General features: G+C 52.1%; 19 protein-coding genes, 3 tRNA genes, 1 other RNA gene, 2 pseudogenes and 1 other annotated feature. Of the genes and pseudogenes, 5 read left to right on the forward strand and 20 right to left on the reverse strand.

The genetic code is table 11. From position 1 onward, the window contains the following. Positions 1-295 (forward strand): annotated as a pseudogene (locus C230_RS21915) (IS110 family transposase); the annotation flags it as partial. Between the two features lie 472 nt (positions 296-767). On the opposite strand, the gene C230_RS0107245 reads toward C230_RS21915, so the two are convergent. From C230_RS0107245 to C230_RS21290, 11 genes and pseudogenes are all read right to left on the reverse strand, one after another. Beyond that, entirely contained in the window at positions 768-1,217 is a 450-nt protein-coding gene (locus tag C230_RS0107245; protein WP_018131365.1) for a hypothetical protein, read from the reverse strand. Positions 1,218-1,469: 252 nt separating this feature from the next. Beyond that, positions 1,470-2,782 (reverse strand): annotated as a pseudogene (locus C230_RS19740) (IS4 family transposase). 100 nt (positions 2,783-2,882) lie between these two features. Then, complete coding sequence (locus C230_RS19745) at positions 2,883-3,155, reverse strand: YaaL family protein (RefSeq protein WP_018131368.1); 273 nt, start codon at positions 3,153-3,155, stop codon at positions 2,883-2,885. A 167-nt stretch (positions 3,156-3,322) separates the two neighbouring features. Continuing rightward, on the reverse strand, positions 3,323-3,925 hold the full coding sequence (gene recR / locus C230_RS0107260; protein WP_026174196.1) for a recombination mediator RecR: 603 nt from the start codon (positions 3,923-3,925) through the stop codon (positions 3,323-3,325). Positions 3,926-3,951: 26 nt separating this feature from the next. Beyond that, entirely contained in the window at positions 3,952-4,257 is a 306-nt protein-coding gene (locus C230_RS0107265; RefSeq protein ID WP_018131370.1) for a YbaB/EbfC family nucleoid-associated protein, read from the reverse strand. 6 nt (positions 4,258-4,263) lie between these two features. Further along, a complete protein-coding gene (gene dnaX / locus C230_RS0107270) occupies positions 4,264-5,967 on the reverse strand; it encodes a DNA polymerase III subunit gamma/tau (protein WP_018131371.1) in 1,704 nt (567 codons plus the stop codon). Positions 5,968-6,168: 201 nt separating this feature from the next. After that, positions 6,169-6,297, reverse strand: an RNA gene (gene ffs / locus C230_RS21920) — signal recognition particle sRNA large type. Between the two features lie 48 nt (positions 6,298-6,345). Beyond that, positions 6,346-6,436: transfer RNA gene (locus tag C230_RS0107275), tRNA-Ser, on the reverse strand. Positions 6,437-6,440: 4 nt separating this feature from the next. Beyond that, positions 6,441-6,890 carry a tRNA adenosine(34) deaminase TadA gene (tadA, locus tag C230_RS0107280; protein ID WP_026174197.1) on the reverse strand — a complete coding sequence of 150 codons (450 nt, stop codon included), beginning with the start codon at positions 6,888-6,890 and terminating at the stop codon, positions 6,441-6,443. A 648-nt stretch (positions 6,891-7,538) separates the two neighbouring features. Continuing rightward, positions 7,539-7,618, reverse strand: a tRNA-Arg gene (locus C230_RS0107290). Between the two features lie 72 nt (positions 7,619-7,690). Then, positions 7,691-8,074 (reverse strand): helix-turn-helix domain-containing protein, encoded by a 384-nt coding sequence (locus tag C230_RS21290; RefSeq protein WP_018131374.1) that lies wholly within the window; start codon positions 8,072-8,074, stop codon positions 7,691-7,693. A gap of 170 nt (positions 8,075-8,244) precedes the next feature. Between C230_RS21290 and C230_RS19755 the strand changes: the two genes are divergently transcribed. Together C230_RS19755 and C230_RS0107305 are read left to right on the forward strand one after the other, a co-directional pair. Next, positions 8,245-8,466 carry a helix-turn-helix domain-containing protein gene (locus C230_RS19755; RefSeq protein ID WP_018131375.1) on the forward strand — a complete coding sequence of 74 codons (222 nt, stop codon included), beginning with the start codon at positions 8,245-8,247 and terminating at the stop codon, positions 8,464-8,466. Positions 8,467-8,471: 5 nt separating this feature from the next. Continuing rightward, positions 8,472-8,714, forward strand: coding sequence for a hypothetical protein (locus tag C230_RS0107305; protein ID WP_018131376.1), 243 nt, complete (start codon positions 8,472-8,474; stop codon positions 8,712-8,714). Between the two features lie 54 nt (positions 8,715-8,768). On the opposite strand, the gene C230_RS0107310 is transcribed toward C230_RS0107305, so the two are convergent. From C230_RS0107310 to serS, 3 genes are all read right to left on the reverse strand, one after another. Then, positions 8,769-8,862: transfer RNA gene (locus tag C230_RS0107310), tRNA-Ser, on the reverse strand. A gap of 65 nt (positions 8,863-8,927) precedes the next feature. Next, positions 8,928-9,191, reverse strand: coding sequence for a hypothetical protein (locus C230_RS0107315; RefSeq protein ID WP_018131377.1), 264 nt, complete (start codon positions 9,189-9,191; stop codon positions 8,928-8,930). 573 nt (positions 9,192-9,764) lie between these two features. Further along, complete coding sequence (gene serS / locus C230_RS0107320) at positions 9,765-11,039, reverse strand: serine--tRNA ligase (RefSeq protein WP_018131378.1); 1,275 nt, start codon at positions 11,037-11,039, stop codon at positions 9,765-9,767. A 50-nt stretch (positions 11,040-11,089) separates the two neighbouring features. Continuing rightward, positions 11,090-11,323: a binding site (T-box leader), on the reverse strand. 445 nt (positions 11,324-11,768) lie between these two features. On the opposite strand from serS, the gene C230_RS0107330 reads away from it, so the two are divergent. After that, the gene (locus tag C230_RS0107330) at positions 11,769-12,950 is read left to right on the forward strand and encodes a hypothetical protein (RefSeq protein WP_156807387.1); all 1,182 of its coding nucleotides are present in this window, start codon (positions 11,769-11,771) and stop codon (positions 12,948-12,950) included. A gap of 22 nt (positions 12,951-12,972) precedes the next feature. Continuing rightward, a complete protein-coding gene (locus C230_RS22445; protein ID WP_156807388.1) occupies positions 12,973-13,371 on the forward strand; it encodes a hypothetical protein in 399 nt (132 codons plus the stop codon). Positions 13,372-13,461: 90 nt separating this feature from the next. Here C230_RS22445 and C230_RS0107335 read toward each other — a convergent pair whose 3' ends face one another. The 6 genes from C230_RS0107335 to guaB all read right to left on the reverse strand — a co-directional run bounded on the left by C230_RS0107335 (position 13,462) and on the right by guaB (position 19,138). Then, a complete protein-coding gene (locus C230_RS0107335; protein WP_018131381.1) occupies positions 13,462-14,535 on the reverse strand; it encodes a glycoside hydrolase family 15 protein in 1,074 nt (357 codons plus the stop codon). Next, positions 14,532-15,110 (reverse strand): pyridoxal 5'-phosphate synthase glutaminase subunit PdxT, encoded by a 579-nt coding sequence (gene pdxT / locus C230_RS0107340; protein WP_018131382.1) that lies wholly within the window; start codon positions 15,108-15,110, stop codon positions 14,532-14,534. The genes C230_RS0107335 and pdxT overlap by 4 nt, the downstream gene beginning before the upstream one ends. 15 nt (positions 15,111-15,125) lie before the next feature. Then, positions 15,126-16,007 carry a pyridoxal 5'-phosphate synthase lyase subunit PdxS gene (pdxS, locus tag C230_RS0107345; RefSeq protein WP_018131383.1) on the reverse strand — a complete coding sequence of 294 codons (882 nt, stop codon included), beginning with the start codon at positions 16,005-16,007 and terminating at the stop codon, positions 15,126-15,128. A gap of 163 nt (positions 16,008-16,170) precedes the next feature. Beyond that, entirely contained in the window at positions 16,171-16,323 is a 153-nt protein-coding gene (locus C230_RS22450) for a hypothetical protein (RefSeq protein ID WP_018131384.1), read from the reverse strand. A gap of 17 nt (positions 16,324-16,340) precedes the next feature. Then, positions 16,341-17,537 (reverse strand): D-alanyl-D-alanine carboxypeptidase family protein, encoded by a 1,197-nt coding sequence (locus C230_RS0107355; RefSeq protein ID WP_018131385.1) that lies wholly within the window; start codon positions 17,535-17,537, stop codon positions 16,341-16,343. Between the two features lie 143 nt (positions 17,538-17,680). Continuing rightward, positions 17,681-19,138, reverse strand: a complete 1,458-nt coding sequence (gene guaB / locus C230_RS0107360; protein ID WP_018131386.1) for an IMP dehydrogenase — start codon at positions 19,136-19,138, stop codon at positions 17,681-17,683. Positions 19,139-19,215 lie beyond the last annotated feature (77 nt).

Raw genomic sequence — 19,215 nt, forward strand, 5'->3', positions numbered from 1 at the left:
CGTTGCCTGTGTTCTCAAAGGGTCGCTGGATCAAAAGCCGCAGATGTTTATGCGGGAGTTTTCAACCGTGTTGTCCGGACTGCTGGAGCTCTCCGACTGGCTGGCTGAACTCGGTTGCACCGAGGTTGCCATGGAAAGCACGGGCGTGTACTGGAAACCTGTGTTCAATGTGTTGGAAGCGACCTGTACCGTTACACTTGCCAATGCCGCTCACATCAAAAACCTCCCTGGACGCAAGACCGACAAAAAGGATGCCCAATGGATTGCTGAACTGCATCGGTGTGGATCATCAAATGTTACTTCCACAGATTCGATTTGTGAAGCAGAGATGCCAAGTTCCTTCTCTAACTTGGTGTGGTCTTTTTCATTTTGATGTAAAGTAATGATTCGAGTTCACCTTTTTGTTCCTCGTAGAATTTTTTCAAGGTGTTATCATCCAGAGTTTTCATCAGGATTGCTTTTAATAGGAACTTTCGCTGTTGAAGTTCACCTTGTAGACCGTTCAATTTCTTCTCGTCCGGATCGTTTATCTGTTGAATACCTAATTCCTTCGCCTTGATCTCAAGAAGTCTGTTATCAATTAGATTATCGAGAATTGTAATATCGTTCCTTAAAGACTTTTTCGACTTGTGTTGTAGTAATTTTTTCTTCCCCGATTGCTGCTGCGACACCTGAATCGGTCGAACTTCCTGATTTTACGCATCCTGTCATAAGAGATGAGAATAAAACTAATACGGCTACATGGTTCGTTCTGATCTTCACGTCATTCACCTCAATGTTTTGATAAAATCTTCTACCTCGTTTTTATTTGGGGTTTGAAATTTAAACGCATAAAACAAGCCACCATGCTTCACAACATAAACCTGTTCTTCTTTATTGGTATACAAGCTTACGGAATTATCACCGATTGAAATTTGTTCCTTTTGCATTTTCGGATATATAGGTTCACTCCGAGATAAAGTTAGGGAAACATTGTTTTTGTAATAAATTGTGACGGACGGTGCCATGAATCCATCATCGTATTTCTCTATGGACGAAACCGGCCAACTATTTGGTAAGTTAGGGGGACCTGATAAATGAAAAATATTTGCAATATCTGAACTTTTTATCGGCGCTTTGTATGCAGCCCCCCCATATATCCCTATCAACACAACCGGAATGGCAATTAACAGTAACACTACGAGCAGTACAAGTCCCAACTTCTCCTTATTTTTCAAAATCTATCCCTCGTTTCGTTGAATGATTTTTAACTACTGAATTTGAACTACTGTAGGTTCACTCTTTTTGTTAGAATCAGACACAGTCATAAATTCAATGTGAAGCTCTCTATAATTGGCTTTCGAAATTTGGGTTAATATTTTATGGCTGGTTACCGTAACTTTGAATTTGATTCTGACCTCGCCTGTGATTTTATTCTACTCCTCTACAAGGAGAAAATCTTTACAAAAAATTTATGTTTTCTGATTAACTCAACATTCGCAGCTTAATTGTGCGAACAAACCCTTGATGTAATTGGGCAAACCCGAAATCCATTGCTGGAGTTGACTCCAAACAGCAGACTGAGCCGGTTTGGACTTGGCTTTCGTAAACGCCAAGACGAATGCAATCAGGTGTTGCAAGGCGGTTTTGAGGTCCAGATCTCGGACTTCGTCGGAAAAAAGAAAGAACAGACCTCCCAGCGACCGTGTATCGGTTTCGTGACGACGTTCCCATTCCAGTACGAGATAACGTGTAAACACGATGGTCGTGTGACTGATGAGCATGTCAAACGAACGGCCTTGAAACTCCGTTCCCAGCTTCAGATACGACTTGGCAAATTTGAAAAACGTCTCGATGCTCCAACGCATGCCATAGATCCGAACGATTTCAGTATCTTCCAATGCCAAGTCCGTGCTGAGCAGAACGAGCCAATCCCGCCGACGATTGCGATTTTGAACAACTACCAGCTTGATCGGCAGACCGCAGGCGGTTTGAACAATGACCGAACCCAGAATTGCAGCCGTTTTGTTTTTGGGCAAACGGGCATAGAGTTCCTGCAACGTCACACGGTCGTTGCCGGTATCGCTGCTTCAAATCTTTCACCATGCCAATCACATGCAGTCCTTTGGACATGAGTTCGCGCAAAAGCGGGGCCTGTGTAAACCAACTGTCCATCAGGACCACATCGGGCACTGAATCCGGCCTTAAGCGCTCGGTTGAGTAAAGCAACGACCGCATCCGGTTTTCGTGAAAGGGCCTCCATCCGACGTTTGTAGCCTTGCGTACGCCGGGACAACCCGTCCTTCATTTCGCAAAGACGATTGACCAATTTGGCAGAGCTAAGTCTGACGAAATCAATGGGCGCAAAGCTGAAACCATCCGTCCATCCGAGCGTTAGCATGTTGTAGCCGCGGGTATAGCGGCTTGTCGTATGATCAAAAACGCGGGCCAGCAACTCTGCCTTCTTACTGCGGTCCCGCCGAAGAACGGAATCATCAACGATGAAGGCCTGAATACGGGATGGAGAAGTCAAGGAATCAAAGTGCTGAACGACCTTCAGACTCAGAGCATGCAAAAAGCGGCGCCATGCAAAGCGCGGGTGGTTGAGGAAGCGATAGACCACATTCTTTCCAGGCAAAGACTCGCGGCGATCGCCGTTGAGAAGACGAAACCAATTGCGTCCTTCAAACACGAGCGTAAAGATCAGTCGAAAGATGGCAAGACTGGACAATCCGAACGACTTGGAAATGCCGGCTTTGCGCAACAGTTGCCCGATTTGTAAAGTTGAGAATACAGCCGAAATTTTGAACCACTGCGCAACTCCGTTCTACAAACTTGGATTGCCTTTATCACACTCGTAAAAGTGCACCTTCTCCAACAAAAAAACGCGCCATCAGGCGCGCCTACATCGCTTTCGGGTAAGGGATGTCGATGCGGATTCCTTTTTCCCGAGCTTTTCGTAGATAAAAACTGTACTTTTTCTCCGCCGCTTCCAACACGTAAATCGCGTGGTCAATCAGATCCGGGTCGGACAGCAAATCGATCCGCTGCTGCGCCAGTATCCAATCCTGATGCGCCTGGCGCAGTTCTTCCAAAAACTTTTCTTCGTCCGATGGTTCCTTGTCCGGTCCTTCCGTCCAGGCCTTCCATTTGTTCCAAAACCCCTTCCCGCTCATACGTACTCCCCCTACCACTCTACGAGACTGGTGATAGTAGAGTATAAGCGGGACTGTCCCAAACTATGACGGAAAAATCTTGTTTGAAACAGTTTTTTTGAGTCCCCGTCAAGTGCTCGTCACTTGACGGGGTGTTGCGTTGCTGTGCTTCACTTTGATGGGATCCTTTAGATTTCCCGGCGGCCTTCCAGCGCTTTCGACAGCGTGACTTCGTCCGCGTACTCCAGGTCGCCTCCCACGGGCAGGCCGTGGGCGATGCGGGTAATTTTGATGCCGGCCGGTTTCAGCAAACGGGAGATGTACATGGCGGTCGCCTCACCTTCCACATTCGGGTTGGTGGCGAGGATTACCTCCTGCACATTCACGTCCGTGTCCTGCAAGCGGCGAAGCAGCTCCGGAATTCGAATCTGGTCGGGACCGATTCCTTCCATCGGGGAAATCGCCCCTTGCAGCACATGGTAGCGGCCGTTGAACTCGCGCGTTTTTTCCATCGCCACTACGTCTTTGGCGTCCTGCACGACGCACAGGATCTCTCGGTTTCGCGACGGATCGCTGCAAATCCGGCAGGGATCGACATCGGTGATGTTGCAGCAGATCGAACAGTAATGCAGATGACGCTTGGCGTTCACCAAAGCTTTGGCAAATTCCAATACGTCCTCCTCTTTCATATTCAGTACGTGGAACGCAAGGCGCTGCGCCGTTTTTGGGCCGATTCCGGGCAGCAGCATGAATCCGTCAATCAGATCGGCGATCGGCTGCGGATAATACAGCATCTGGTTTCTCCTCTACTGCAAATCTAAAACGGAAGGTTGAATCCCTTCGTAAAATGACCCAGTTCTTTTTGCGTCATTTCATCCGCTTTTTTCATCGCGTCGTTGACGGCGGCCAGCACGAGGTCCTGCAGCATTTCCACATCGTCGGGATCGACCACCTCCGGCTTAATGGTGACCGATTGCACGAGCTTGTGTCCGGTGACGACCACCGTGACCGCGCCGCCCCCGGCCGAACCTTCCACCGTTTTTTCCCCCAGCGCCGCTTGCGCTTTCATCAGCTCTTCCTGCATTTTTTTTGCCTGTTTCATCAATTGATTCATGTTTTTCATCCCGATTCACTCCTCGATTTCTACAAGGTTCTCGCCAAACATATCGATCACTTGCTTCACAAGTTGGTCTTCCGATGCGCTTGCCAATTCTACCGTGCTTTGCTGCTTGTATTTTTGCCAATCCGATTGCAACACGGCCACCAGCGACGCCGGTTCCCGCAAAAATTCGGTCAAGACCTGATCGATCACCGATTTGTGGATCGGCTTCATCACCGTGTCGCGGTGAATCTGGTTTTTGAAAGCGACGATCACATTGCCGCCGGCCACCGCCACCGGTTCGCCGTCCAGCAACCAGGCCTGCGCGGTGATTTTCCGCCGTTTCACCTCGTCGAGGATCTGGTTCCAGCCGCCGCTGATTGTTTCAAACAGTTCCTGGTTTGGATTTTGCAGCAGCGATCCGATCGATCGGGCAGGCGTTGCAGCTGCGGTCTTCGTCGCCGGAATCGCCGTTGGCGCGGAAACCGATTTTTCGGCAGCTTGGTTCCGTTGCGGGCTTGCCGTCCGTGTCAGGTTTGCGCTCGCCGCGGCTGCTGGCTGGCCGGGAGGCGCAACTGCTGCCGCGTTGCCTTGTGCTAGTTTGCGTTCCAACTCCTCGATCCGCCGGATCAAATCGGTGACATCGTGGGTATCTGTCCTGCACAAGCGGATCAACAGCATTTCCAGCAACAGCCGGCCTTGCGCGTGCCACTTCAGCTCCTGCGCGGTCTGCGTCATCTGGTCGATCATCGCAATCAAACGGGACGCGTCAAACAGTTCGGCGATTTCCGCAAATGTTTTGTCGTATCGCGCCCGGTCCTGAATCTCTTCCAGGTTGGGCACCGTTTTGAACATCAGCAGATCGCGGAAATAGACTGTCAGATCGTGCACGATTTGCCCAACGTCCTTGCCATCCTCGATCAGGTCGCCCGCCAGCCTCAGAACCTGCCGGATGTCCTTGCCGGCGATCGAGCGGGCGATGGCAGCCAACGTGTCGGTTCGCACGCCGCCGATCAAAGTGATCACCGCATCGACCGTCACCTGATCGCGGCCATACGAGATCGTCTGATCAAAAATGGACAATGCATCCCGCATGCCGCCCTCTGCCGCCCGTGCGATCATCCACAATGCATCCTCTTCTGCGGCGATCTGTTTTTCGTTTGCGATGCGCCGCAAACGGTCGACGATCTGGCGGCCTGAAATCTTGCGAAAATCAAACCGCTGGCAGCGGGACACAATCGTCGCCGGAATTTTGTGCGGCTCTGTCGTCGCCAAAATAAACACTACATGATGCGGCGGCTCTTCCAATGTTTTTAACAGGGCATTGAACGCTTCCGTAGTCAGCATGTGGACTTCATCCACGATATATACCTTGTAGCGGACTTCCGTCGGAGCGTACTTCACCTGTTCCCGCAAGTCGCGGATTTCGTCGACTCCACGGTTGGAAGCCGCGTCGATCTCCACCACGTCCATGATCGAACCCGCCGTGATGCCGCGGCAGGCGGGGCATTCATTGCAGGGCTCGTCCGTCGGTCCGCTCTCGCAATTGATCGCTTTCGCCAACACTTTCGCCGTGCTGGTCTTGCCGGTTCCGCGCGGACCTGAAAACAGGTACGCGTGGGCAAACCGTTTGCTGCGAAGCGCATTTTGCAACGTCCGGGTCACGTGTTCTTGCCCGACCATGTCTGCAAATGTTTGTGGACGCCATTCCCGGTACAAGGCAATGTACGACACCGCGACCCCTCCTCCGCATAAATCAGCCTATCATCTTTAGATTACCACATACACACTTTGCAAACAAAGAAAAGAGAGGAAATTCGGCTAAAGACGCCCGCGTCCGTGTGGGCAACGCCGGGTTGATCGTCCATGATCAAAAACCGCCCTTGCAGCAAGGACGGTTTGGAAAAAAGCCAGGGATTCGCTCTTCGATTGATGGAAAGCCATCGGCTCAGACCAGGCGCCCCTGCGGCACACGGAAAGATTCCCTTAGTGCTGCTTCCGTCAGGACCTGACACGGTTCGGGAGTTCCCGTTGCACAGGACCCGGTCTGAACCAATGGCTCTCGAATGAATCAGTCATGTTTGGTTGTCAGCAACCCTGATTGAAGGGCTCTGGCGGAGAGGGTGGGATTCGAACCCACGAGACGGTTTCCCGCCTACACGATTTCGAGTCGTGCTCCTTCGACCAGCTCGGACACCTCTCCAGATTCACTTGCGGCGTTGCCGGAAAAACTCCTTCAGTATCATACCACATTCCTCGGCCAGGACGCCAGAGGTAAGTTGTGGTTGATGGTTGAACCGGTCCGTCTCGATCAGGTTGACGATCGATCCGGCCGCGCCGAATTTTGGTTCACGCGCGCCAAAAATCACTTCGTCGATACGAGCCAACAAAATCGCCCCGGCGCACATCGGACAAGGCTCCAGTGTAACATAGAGCTTACAGCCCGTCAACCGCCATCCGCCCAACACACGGCTCGCTTCGCGCAGGGCAACGATTTCCGCGTGAGCGGTCGGATCTTTCCAGGTCTCGCGCATATTGTGGCCGCGCGCGATCACCTGCCCTTCGCGAACGACGACTGCCCCGATCGGCACCTCTCCCCATTTGATCGCTTTTTCCGCCTCTTGTAGCGCTTCCCGCATGAACTTCTCATGTTCCATCTGTTCGGCACCACTCATCGAGAAATGCACAATACGGACCATCAGTGTACCATAACCGGAATTCAAAACGCAATCGCAGCGGAGCAGCCGTTCTGCTTGGGAACTATTGCTTGCATACACGGGTCTCCGTTCGAGAACAATCATAAAACCGGCGGATCTCATCTCAATCAACGTGCAACTTCGGGGGAGGGTACTGTAATGAACCGGGTGTTCGAAAACGAACCGATGCAACTGGATGACTGCGCAAAACGATGCAGGCGCTGCAAAGAAACCGCCTGCAAACAACCTGCTCACGTGGAAGTCCTGTATTGTCCCCGCTTTGCAACGATGGAAAGCAACTCTGACACTTGACCGGCTTCCGCTACTTCCATTTCTTTTTCGATTCAATTCTCGTTCGTGCAAAATGCTGCTCGGCGACCTGCATAACTCCTCAGCAAGTGCTTACCCATCTACCGCCCCAAAATCAGGCTAAAATCCAATGTCCGGTCAACCCCCCATGGGAACACAACGATCAGCGGAACGGGCATTATTGAAGTTCGTCAGTCATACTTTTGATAGGGAAAAACCCGTCATTCGATCCGATCAAGACCAGAAAGAATGCGGGCTTCCGCAACCCCCACAGAAACCCGCATCCTGGCAAATAAACGCTGGTGCACCCGGAGGGATTCGAACCCCCCCCAAGACGCGGTTTAGGAAACCACCGCTCTATCCACCTGAGCTACGGGTGCATGCGTATAACTTATTATATGGATTTCGAGAGGTGGAATCAACCCGCAGAGTTTGCCTCTACCGGGCGCTGTTCACTGTCCCTGTTTCTTATCCAGCTGCATCATGATATTCCACGTGCGGAGAAAATTTTTGCGCTGCTCGGGAGACGCTTTCTTATAAGCCAGCCAAAATTTGTGGCTATCCGGGTCTTGCTGAAACAGTTCCGCGATTTCGCGGGCTTCTTTCAGCAAACGGATTTTGTAATATTCCTTCTCTTCTTTCAATATGTCCGAGCGACCGAGCAGATAATCAAGCGACACATGGTAATAGTCGGCCAACCGAACCAGCGTGTCGAGATCCGGTTCGTTACGGCCGGACTCATAGTGGGCGTATCGAGCTCGAGAAATGCCAAGTGCATCAGCCACTTCCTGTTGTGTCTTCGTACCGCGCAACATGGACAGACGTTTCGCGAGCATACTCCCACCTCCATTCTCATCTCTATTATAGTTACAAATTGTATCTCTTGAAAACAAAAAAAACAAAAATTATCTTCACTTAGGTTGACGATACAAAATGTAACATGTATCCTAAAGATATCCAGATACCTTTTGTATCAGAGGGGTGGGGTAGTGTGAGAAGGGAACGGTTGGCAAAAGAACGGACATCCCGCAACCTGACACAGGAGCAGGTGGCCATGCAGCTTGGCATTTCGACCATTTACCTCAGAAAATTGGAGGGAGGACAATCGAAACCAGGGCGGGAGACGATGTTGAAGCTGGAGCGTTTCTATGGAGTGCCTGCACGAGAATTGTTTCCTGACATTTTTTCTGAAATTTCGAGCCCTTCATCTTCCCAAAGAAAGAGGTGAGACATGTGGAACACGACTTCGTTGCCCGCTTGATCCGCAACACTCGGCTGAGCGAGAATGATGCAGAACATCTCCTTTCCCTCTCGATCAACGACATCATCCAGTATTTGATCGGCGTAAAAGGCGGATTTGTGTATCGCGCGTACCTGCTGGAACGCCTGCTGGAACTTGTGGACGGCCCGCGGGGAATTGCGGTTCCGGAATCGGTCTATTCCGAATTGCTGCAGCGCCAGTCAACACCACAATAGCAGACAAAATAAAATCCAGCCCTCGCGGCTGGTTTTTCATCCCTATGAAATGACTGGCGGAGTGAGAGGGATTCGAACCCTCGATACGGGTTATCCCCGTATACTCGCTTAGCAGGCGAGCGCCTTCGACCTACTCGGCCATCACTCCATCGTTTTCCGCACACCCGGCAGGATCCCATACTTCCTCATTGTACCGTGCGGATGGCCGAACGGTCAAGATTTCGAGTTGGTCAACTTTTTCATCTTATACCGACGGACCAGCGCGTACCACGTCACAAACAGCAAAAATGCCCATCCCAACACATAGAACACCATCGACAGAATCTGGGACACCGGATGCGGCGACAGGCTGATCATAAAGCCGACGAGAAACATGGCGAACGTGATGAACATCGACCGGCCGAACGCCGCCCGGTGCAAAGCGAAATACTGAACGATCACGCAGACGATGACCGCGAGCAACCCCGTAAAAAACATTATGGTACCGCTCCTTCTCTGACAATTCACATCCATTATACACGATTTCGTGCTGCAATTCGAGCAAAAGGAGACCCCTCGCATTTGTTTTTCCATCTCGACATTCTCTGTTTTACAGAAATCGCGCGCGAAAGCCCATGTTTTAATCGTGGAATGAAGCGCGTTGTGGTATAATCAGGTAAAGGCGGATGTACTTTGAAAACTGAACATAGGGGGTTGCGACAGGAAACGCTCTTTCGCGTAAAATGTTCAAGCACAATCCGCGAAGTCGTGGCCGAAATGCGAAAACCAAGCAGTTGGCTATCGGACTAAATCCAACAAAGAACCGTGGGACACACGGGGATCGCTTGGTGCCGCAAAGCAGAACTCCCGGTTTCGGGGGTGCTCTCAAGAATCCATCGGCTTCAGCCGTGTGGAGTGTCAAATGCGGATGTCCCAGGATGTCATGCAGATTTATCCTGTCGTGGAAACAGCAACGTGCATTGTTTGTGGGATAAAATCTAACGGGGTCCGTCCGCGGGACCCCCTTTTTCATATCGCAAAAATCAAGCAGGAACGAACCACTCGCCGTGGTCATCCAATCCGGGTCACACCACCCATGTAAGGCACAAGCGCTTCCGGAATCAACACGCTGCCGTCCGGCTGCTGGTAATTTTCCAGAATCGCCGCCACCGTTCTGCCGACGGCCAGCCCGGAACCGTTGATCGTGTGCACAAATTCCGGTTTTGCCTTCGGTTCGCGGCGGAACCGGATATTCGCCCGGCGCGCCTGGAAATCTTCAAAGTTCGAACAGCTCGAAATCTCCCTGTACTGATTGGCAGCCGGCAGCCACACTTCCAGATCGTACTTCTTGGCAGCGCCAAATCCCAGATCGGCCGTGCACATATCCATCACGCGGTACGGCAGGTTCAACCGCTGCAGGATCGTTTCCGCATCATTGACCAGCTTCATCCATTCCTCATACGACGTTTCCGGCAGCGTAAATTTCACCATCTCGACTTTGTTAAACTGATGCATCCGAATCAGGCCGCGCGTATCGCGTCCCGCTGACCCCGCCTCAGACCGGAAACAGGGTGAGTAAGCGACGTAGTAGCGGGGCAGATCGGCCGCCTGCAAAATTTCCTCCCGGTGCAGATTGGTCACCGGCACTTCCGCCGTCGGCACCAAGAAATAGTCGGTATCCACCAGCTTGAACGCATCCTCTTCAAATTTCGGCAGGTTGCCCGTTCCCGTCATGCTCGCCCGGTTGACGATAAACGGCGGGAGCACTTCCGTATAGCCATGCTCCTGCGTATGGATATCGAGCATAAAATTGATCAGCGCCCGTTCCAAGCGGGCACCGAGGCCTTTGTAGAACACAAACCGGGCGCCCGTCACTTTGGCAGCCGACTCAAAATCGAGAATGCCAAGCTCGGTTGCAATCTCCCAATGGGGCTTCGGTTCAAAATCAAACCGCGGGAGTTCGCCCCATTTTTTCACTTCCACGTTGTCGTCTTCCGATGCCCCGACCGGCACGCTTTCATGTGGGATATTGGGAATCGTCAGCAGCAGAAAATCGACTTTTTCCTCGACTTCCCGCAACTCGTCATCCAGCTGCTTGATCCGGTCTCCGACTTCCCTCATTTCAAGGATGAGCGACTCCGCGTCCTGGCCCGCTTTTTTCAGTTTCGCCACCTCTTGCGAGACGCTGTTTCGTTTCGCTTTCAGCGACTCTGTCTCCGCCAGCAGTTCCCGCCGGCGCGCGTCCAACTGCAGGAACTGGTCGACCGCTTCCGGCGACTCACCCCTTTTTCGCAGCGCTTCCCGAACCTTGTCCGGTTCGTTACGCAACAGACGTGCATCCAACATGATCGTCCACTCCTTTCGAAAAATAGAAAAAGCCCCCGCCGCCAGACTGTTTCTGGGACGAGAGCCAATCTCCCGTGGTGCCACCCAAGTTCGACCGCCTACTCAAGCAAGCGATCCTCGTGCCATCGATAACGGAATGACCCGGAGCCGCTTACTACGAATGGTTCCATTCGATTCACAGCCCGCTTGGAGAGGGATTCACAGAGTCTCCTGACCGGTTCGCAGCCACCACCGGCTCTCTGCACAAGAGAGGTTCTGGTACTCGTTCTCCGCATCGCTTTGGTAAACGTTTCGCTTTTGTCGCATAGTGTACCACATTGGCTCCGCTTCATTCAAGCTACTGTTGTTACCAGTGTTCAAGTTTTTCAGCTCTAACTGATTACGATTTCAAATTATTGCGGTTACCACCCAATTGCCGCAACGTATCGAAAAATATTTTCTTGGAAAACTGAAACTTTTTTCGATTTCAGTTCGTCTTTAATATTAGAACCGAGCAACTAGTTTATTTGCTTCAAAAAATTAGGAAAGGAGGCTAAAGTCTTAAAAAGGCAATAGTTCCAGAGTACAGAGTTGTGTCGCCATATTTCAGAATAGCGAGTATCATCGAAAGGAGAGTTTGAACATGATCAAAGAAAAAATGTTGATGAACGTAATGGTATCTATGCTGCTTTCTACCACCGATTTTGCTTATCTCGTCAAGGATAGAGGAACCATATGGTGATAAACGGAATGACCAGAATTTTCGTTCTATTAATTTCAATCACGGTGATAGGTATAATCGGTTGTCAAATGGGCGGAAAACAACCCTCTGATGCTTCCACTGTGAACCACAAAACGAATGAGAGTGAATCTGGAGCGGTCTCCACAGACATGAAAGATAACTTGCCAAGTGTAATTGAGAGACAAGAAGCCTGGAAAGATCAATCAATCCGTTCCTTTGATGCAGTACTCCCTAATCAAAAAGCATGGATTCCACTTGCACTTGGCTCGGATGGTACAATAGTAGGAGTAGTAACGCCGCAAGACAAAGATCTGTCAGGACAAGTAATCTTGTTTGATGTTAACAAACAGGCGTACAAGACAATTTACTCGTTCAGAGAGCCTGCTCAGCCAATCGGAGCCGACATCAATGATAATTGGATCGTATGGAGCGAGGCGCTTGACCAAAGTTTTACCAACTGGAAAATTCACGTATATGATCGGGTTAAAAATACAAAACGAGTGATATATGAATCAGCAAAAGATACGAATGGAATGGGATATCCCGGTCCATTGATTATGCCAAAACTTTATGAAAACTGGTTGGTTTTCAGTCCGGCTGTGGATCAGCCGAAAAATGGAATCCCCTCGATAGTTGTAAAGAAACTAGATCTGCGAACGGGCGAATCGTCTGATATCGCTTCACCCGGCGGACATCCGGTTATGACAAAGGATTTCATAGCCTGGATTGGAAAAGATTCGGAACAAGCGTCTGGTGCGGTTTATTGGAATAAAGGTGGACACATTGAGCAACTGACTCACAAACAGGAAGTTACGTATCTTGCCGCCGAAGGGAGTACGATTGCCTGGTCCGGTCATCGAACGGGGGAGGGCGGTTGGTCCGTCAACCTCATCGAAAATGGCGTTGAACGAAAGATCTTTTCTGCTAAACAGGGTAACTCTCTTGAGTTTCTAGGTTTAAGTCCTCGAATCCTAGCCTGGCAGTCACGTGAGGACGTACAGGTGTATGATCGGAAACTTAATAAGGTAGTTACCTTAGAAAAAAATGTGAATCCCAGTTCTGTGATTGCAAAAGATCAATTGTTACTGTGGTCAACACCGATTCCAAAAACGATGGAAGAAAGGGCTGCAGTCACGTCTCGAAAGGGGATTTTACCCCACACACTCCATTTAATACAGTTCAGTGATTAATTCAAAAAGCGCGTGAGTTAGGATGACGGAGGGGGAATCCCCTCCGGCAGCCCCATCGACAACACAAAAAAGTGGGGCGGTGGTATTGGCTTCCTCACAAAATTGGAAAGTGCTGATTGATTGCCAACTAAAAAACTCCCAATTCCACCAAACAGCCTACATCCAATATATCGGCAATCAACAATCAGTGGAAACCGTAACGCTTGCCATTTCTGATGGGACCGGTCAATCAAAATCTGTACTGAGTCCAAATGAAATCAGTCATTCATTTTTGAAGCAAGCTATTACCACAAGTTCTAGTGTAAGCGGCTGGGAACAAGCAAAAAAAGAACTGCAATCCATCAAAATCACAGTCAGTTGGGTAGCAAACGGGAAATCAAACGAGGAAACGCTGCAACCTGCAATTTATTTTCCCGAATAAAAATTGGACAAAAAATGATGTTCCGTGAAACTAAACCGACAAAACAAAACCCGAGTAGCAAACACTGACTCTGCTCGGGTTCCCTGCGGCTCAACCGGCCAGCTCCTGCAGCCGTTTCGCCAGAATGAGATACATCGCGTGCGACCAGAGCAGCGGTTTGGCCGGTTCTCCCCAACGGTCCACCCATTCCTGATATTTTTCGGGAAAAAACAGGCTTTCCTGCACCTGTTCCGGCAAGTTGCCCTGATCGTCCGCCTGCGCTTCCACCCACGCCAGCAGTTCCTTCGCCCGCTGCAGGTTGCCGGCTTCCGCGTAGTACCAGCCCAACCAAGCGGTCAACAGCACCCAGGCGCCGCCGCCGTAAAACGAATCTTCCGGATAGCGGTGCACGCCGCCGGTGACCAGCCGGTGTTCGATCTCTTCCACCGTCCTGACCATTATATGCCCGTTGGGCGGCACGACTTTGTAAGGTACGGACAACCACAATAGGTTGGCGTCGATGCTGGGATTTCCGAACGACTTGACGAACCGCCCGTTTTGTACGCCGTGTTCCTGCAGCGCTTCCCGGATGGCGCTCAGCGTCCTGGGAATCTGTACAACCGGCACATACCGGTAGATCGCCTGCAAACCGCCAAAAACCGCCGCCAGCGTACTTGGATGAACGCGGTCCCCGAACTCTTCCCAGCAGTCATGGTTTGGGACATGCCAAAAGGTCGTCAGGTAACGGATCGTCTCCTCGATACTGCGATGCACCTTCATCAAAAACGAGTCATCACCCGTCAGACGGATGTGTTCCGCCACCCCCCACAGGTAGGCGCCATACCCGTCCAGTTGAAAATTGCCCCATTCTTCCGTACCCTCGTCCCCATCCAATGTGAAGCGCGTATGCAGGAAATCGTCTTTCCCAATCGGCTCACCGTTCTGATGTTTCAGAAAAAGCTGGTTCAACTTCGCCAGGTGCTTGCGGATCGCCATGTCCACCCACTGAAAAAATCGGCCGGCCGCCGCATGCTCACCCGATTTGTCGAGCGCGTGGGCGATGAATGTGCCATCCCGCAGCCAACAATACCGGTAGACGGTAAATACCGTAGATGCAGGAAAGGCTCCGTTCGGAGCCTGTGTTTGCAAAAGCAGCTGGACGCTGTGTTGATAGAGTTTGTTCAAGCGGATTCACGCACCATATCGAGAAAATACTTGTGAAACCGTACATCGTTCGTCAATTCCGGATGAAAAGCGGCCGCCAGCAAATGGCCCTGTCTGGCCGCCACAATCCGATCCTGGTAGGTGGCTAGCACCTCGACGCCATCACCCGTTTCCATGATATGCGGCGCCCGGATAAAGACGGCCCGGTACAGCTCCCCTTCGATCCCTTTCACCTCTAGATCGGTCTCGAAACTTTCCCGCTGCCGGCCGAACGAATTGCGGTTGACCAGAATGTCCATCACGCCCAAATGAGCCCAATCCTGGCCATGAATCCGGTTCGCCAAGAGAATCAGCCCGGCGCAGGTGCCAAACATCGGAGTTCCCGCCTGCGCCATCTGCCGAATCGGTTCCATCAGCCCATACTGGTTCATCAATTTTCCGATCGTCGTGCTTTCCCCGCCGGGCAGCACCAACCCGTCCAGCCCTTCCAATTCTTCCTTCCGCTTGACGGGAACCACCTGATCGGCACCGGCCTGTTGCAAACTGTTGATATGTTCCGTAACTGCGCCTTGCAGGGCCAACACACCGATTTTCATAAGCCGGTCGGCCTCCTACCAGCCGCGTTCTGCCATCCGCTCGTTCTCGGCGAGGGTCGACAGCTCGATGCCTCTCATCGCGACACCCAGGTTTTTGGACAGTTCGGCGATCAGTCCATAGTCTTGATAATGCGTGGTCGCCTGCACGATCGCTTTTGCGTATTTTTCGGGATTTTCCGATTTGAAGATACCAGAGCCGACAAACACGCCGTCCGCACCCAGGTGCATCATCAATGCGGCGTCCGCCGGAGTAGCCACACCGCCAGCAGCAAAATTGACGACCGGCAGCCGGCCCAGCTTTTTCACTTCCAGCAGCAGCTCATACGGCGCGCCCAGGCTTTTCGCTTCGAACACGAGCTCGTCTTCCGACATGTTCTGTACCTTGCGGATCTGCGCCTGCACGGTGCGCATGTGCTTGACCGCTTCCACGATGTTGCCGGTACCCGGCTCGCCTTTCGTACGGATCATCGAAGCGCCTTCCGCGATGCGCCGCAGCGCTTCCCCCAAATCGCGGGCGCCGCACACGAACGGAACGGTGAATTCTTTTTTGTTGATATGGAACTTGTCGTCAGCCGGCGTCAGCACTTCCGACTCGTCGATGTAATCGACCCCGAGCGCTTCCAGCACTTTCGCCTCAACAAAATGCCCGATCCGCGCTTTTGCCATCACCGGTATCGAAACCGCGTTCATCACTTCTTCTATGATCGTCGGGTCAGCCATGCGGGCAACCCCGCCTGCCGCGCGAATATCCGCAGGCACGCGCTCCAGCGCCATCACGGCAACCGCGCCCGCCTCTTCAGCGATCTTCGCCTGTTCGGCGTTGACCACGTCCATGATCACGCCGCCCTTTTGCATCTCCGCCATCCCGCGTTTGACTCGAGAAGTCCCTACTTCCATCGTGACCCCACTCCTCTGCAGCTCTAAGATTACATCTTTCTTATTTTAACGCACCCTGTGGTGAAGAACAACCTTTCATTTAATACCGCAAAAAGTACTGCAAAAAGTACCGCAAAAAACGGCAAAATCCCAAGGAGTTGCAGAACTCCTCGGGATTGCTTGCCTATTCCCGCTTTTGCCCCGGTTGATCCAGATGTTCCTCCTGCTTCATCCGGCGCAGGAAAGCCCGGAACATGAAAAATCCGCCCGGCAGGATGAGCAAAAGCAAAATCGTATTCAAAGCCAGCCACCATGCCGGATTGATTCCGGAACCCATTGGCATCACCTGCTCGATTAGAGTTTGTGGAGCAGCCCCTGGATGCTGCTCGTGATCCCGTTAACCAGTTTGCGGAAAAACAGCCGAATCCAGCTCCCTTTTTCCACATCCTGCGTCGCCGCCACATCGACCGAATTGAGCACCTGTCCGTTTTTCACCAGCTGCATTTTGCCGAGCACCTGTCCCTTTTTGATCGGTGCCGCGGCGTTGTTCCAGACAAACTTCGTTTCGATGCCCTGCTCATCGCCATTTTTCAGGGTGACGTAAAAATCCTGCACAGGCGCCACTTCCACCTCTTCCTGTTTCGCGTCGGGGATGTTCGCTTTTTGCGCCAGCGGCTTGTCCTTTTCGGCCATTCGCTTCGATACGTAGTTGGTGAACCCGTAATCAAGCAGCTTGGTGGTGTCGCTTTGCCGCTGTAGGTCATCCTTCGCTCCCATGACCACTCCCAGCAAACGGAACCCGTTGCGTTCGGCCGTGCTCACCAGGCAGTAGCCGGCCTGGTCGGTAAAGCCGGTTTTCAGGCCGTCCATCCCGTCGTACTTGCCGATCAGGTGGTTGGTGTTTTCAAATTTGTTCTTGCCGTCCCGCAGTTCAAATTCCTTCACTTTGGTGAATTCGAGAATTTGCGGATATTTGGTGATTAGTTCGCGTGCCGCGATCGCCAAGTCGCGGGCAGTCGTATAATGGTCCGGATTGTGCAGCCCGTTCGTATCGGCAAAATGGGTCGAGTTCATTCCCAACTGCTTCGCCTTTTCGTTCATGCGCTGCACAAATGCCTGCTCGCTGCCGGCGATAAAAATGGCGGTCGCCACACACGCATCGTTTGCGGAAGGAACCGCAATAAACTTGATCATGTCTTGCAGCGTAAACTTCTCTTTCGGATCCAGCCAGACGCTCGAACCTTCGATATTGTAAGCTTCGGGCGGAACCGGCACCACATCGGTCAGCTTCTTCTGCCCGGATTGCACCGCTTCCATCGTCAGCAAGAGTGTCATGATTTTGGTCGTGCTGGCAGGGAACCGCTTTTCATCAGCGTTTTTTTGAAATAAGATTTGTCCCGATTTTACGTCCATTAACAGCGCGGCGGGCGCATCAACAGCCGGTCCCTCGGCCGCCGCCGCTCCGGAAATTGGCAATAAGGCTGAAACGGCTGCCGACATTGCAACTGCCAAGCTGAGAATCCTGCTTGTCCACTTTCGTTTCCCGATCATGCGTATCTCCTCTCATGCAAGCTACTTTTGATTATATCACAGGCTGCAAACATGAAAAAGGCGAGGGTCAAACGTTCCCCGCCTTTTTAACTTTCCTGTTTTTCCCTGATACTTCGACGCTTCGCTGCATCTTGTCGCTCTTTTTACAGACTGTAGTTCGGCGCTTCCTTCGTAATGTGCACGTCGTGCGGGTGGCTTTCGCGTAGCCCGGCGGCCGTAATTCGCACAAACTTCGTGTTGTTTTTCAGCTCGTCGATCGTCTTCACGCCGCAATAGCCCATTCCGGCACGCAGGCCGCCGACCAGCTGGTACACGATATCGGCCACCGCTCCGCGGTACGGCACGCGGCCTTCGATGCCTTCCGGCACCAGTTTCTTTTCCCCTTCCTGGAAATAGCGGTCACCCGATCCTTCCTTCATCGCGCCGATCGATCCCATGCCACGATACACTTTGAAGGAACGCCCCTGATAAATCTCCATTTCGCCCGGACTTTCTTCCGTTCCGGCCAGGAGCGACCCGATCATCACCACATCGGCACCTGCCGCGATCGCCTTCACGATATCACCCGAATACTTGATGCCCCCGTCGGCGATGATCGGGATATTGTACTGCCGCGCCACCGTTGCACAATCGTATACAGCGGTGATTTGCGGCACGCCAATGCCCGCCACCACCCGCGTCGTACAGATTGATCCGGGACCAATGCCGACTTTGACGGCGTCCGCGCCCGCTTCAATCAGATCGCGCGTAGCTTCGCCCGTCGCCACATTCCCTGCCACGATTTGCAGGTCAGGGTGCCGTTTGCGAAGCTCGCGGACGGTGTCGAGCACCCCTCTTGAATGCCCGTGCGCCGTATCGACCACGATCAGATCGACACCGGCAGCAATCAAAGCCTGCACGCGCTCCATTGTATCCCGTGTGACACCGACGGCAGCCCCGCACAACAGCCTGCCTTGTCCGTCTTTCGCCGCGTTTGGATAGCGTTCCGCCTTTTCGATGTCCTTGATTGTGATCAAACCGCGCAAAATGTAATTTTCATCGACCAGCGGCAGCTTTTCAATTTTGTGTTTCTGCAGGATTTCCTTCGCTTGTTCAAGCGTTGTGCCGACCGGGGCGGTGACCAGATTGTCCTTGGTCATGACCTCTTCGATTTTGCGCTGGAAATTCTGCTCGAAACGCAAGTCCCGGTTGGTGATAATGCCGACCAGCCGCCGTTCGCCATCGACGATCGGAACGCCGGAAATGCGGTATTTCGCCATCAACGCTTCCGCATCGTAAACGCGATCTTCAGGATGCAGGAAAATCGGGTCTGTGATGACGCCCGACTCCGACCGCTTGACCTTGTCCACTTCCTCCGCCTGCTCCGAAATCGACATGTTTTTGTGGATGATGCCAATGCCGCCTTCACGCGCCATGGCAATCGCCATTTTCGCTTCTGTGACGGTGTCCATGCCGGCGGAAACGATCGGGATGTTCAGCTTGATCTTGTTGGTGATGCGGCTGGTGACGTCCACCTCGCGCGGCAGCACTTCCGATTTTTGCGGCACTAAAAGCACATCGTCAAACGTGAGGCCTTCTTTTTCAAATTTTGACTCCCACATGACAATTCCCCCATTCCTGCATAGTTTCCCATTTGCCCGTAGATATTATGGCTAGTTTAACAAAGGGGGTTGGATCG

This window comes from Effusibacillus pohliae DSM 22757, from assembly GCF_000376225.1.
GTDB lineage: Bacteria > Bacillota > Bacilli > Tumebacillales > Effusibacillaceae > Effusibacillus > Effusibacillus pohliae.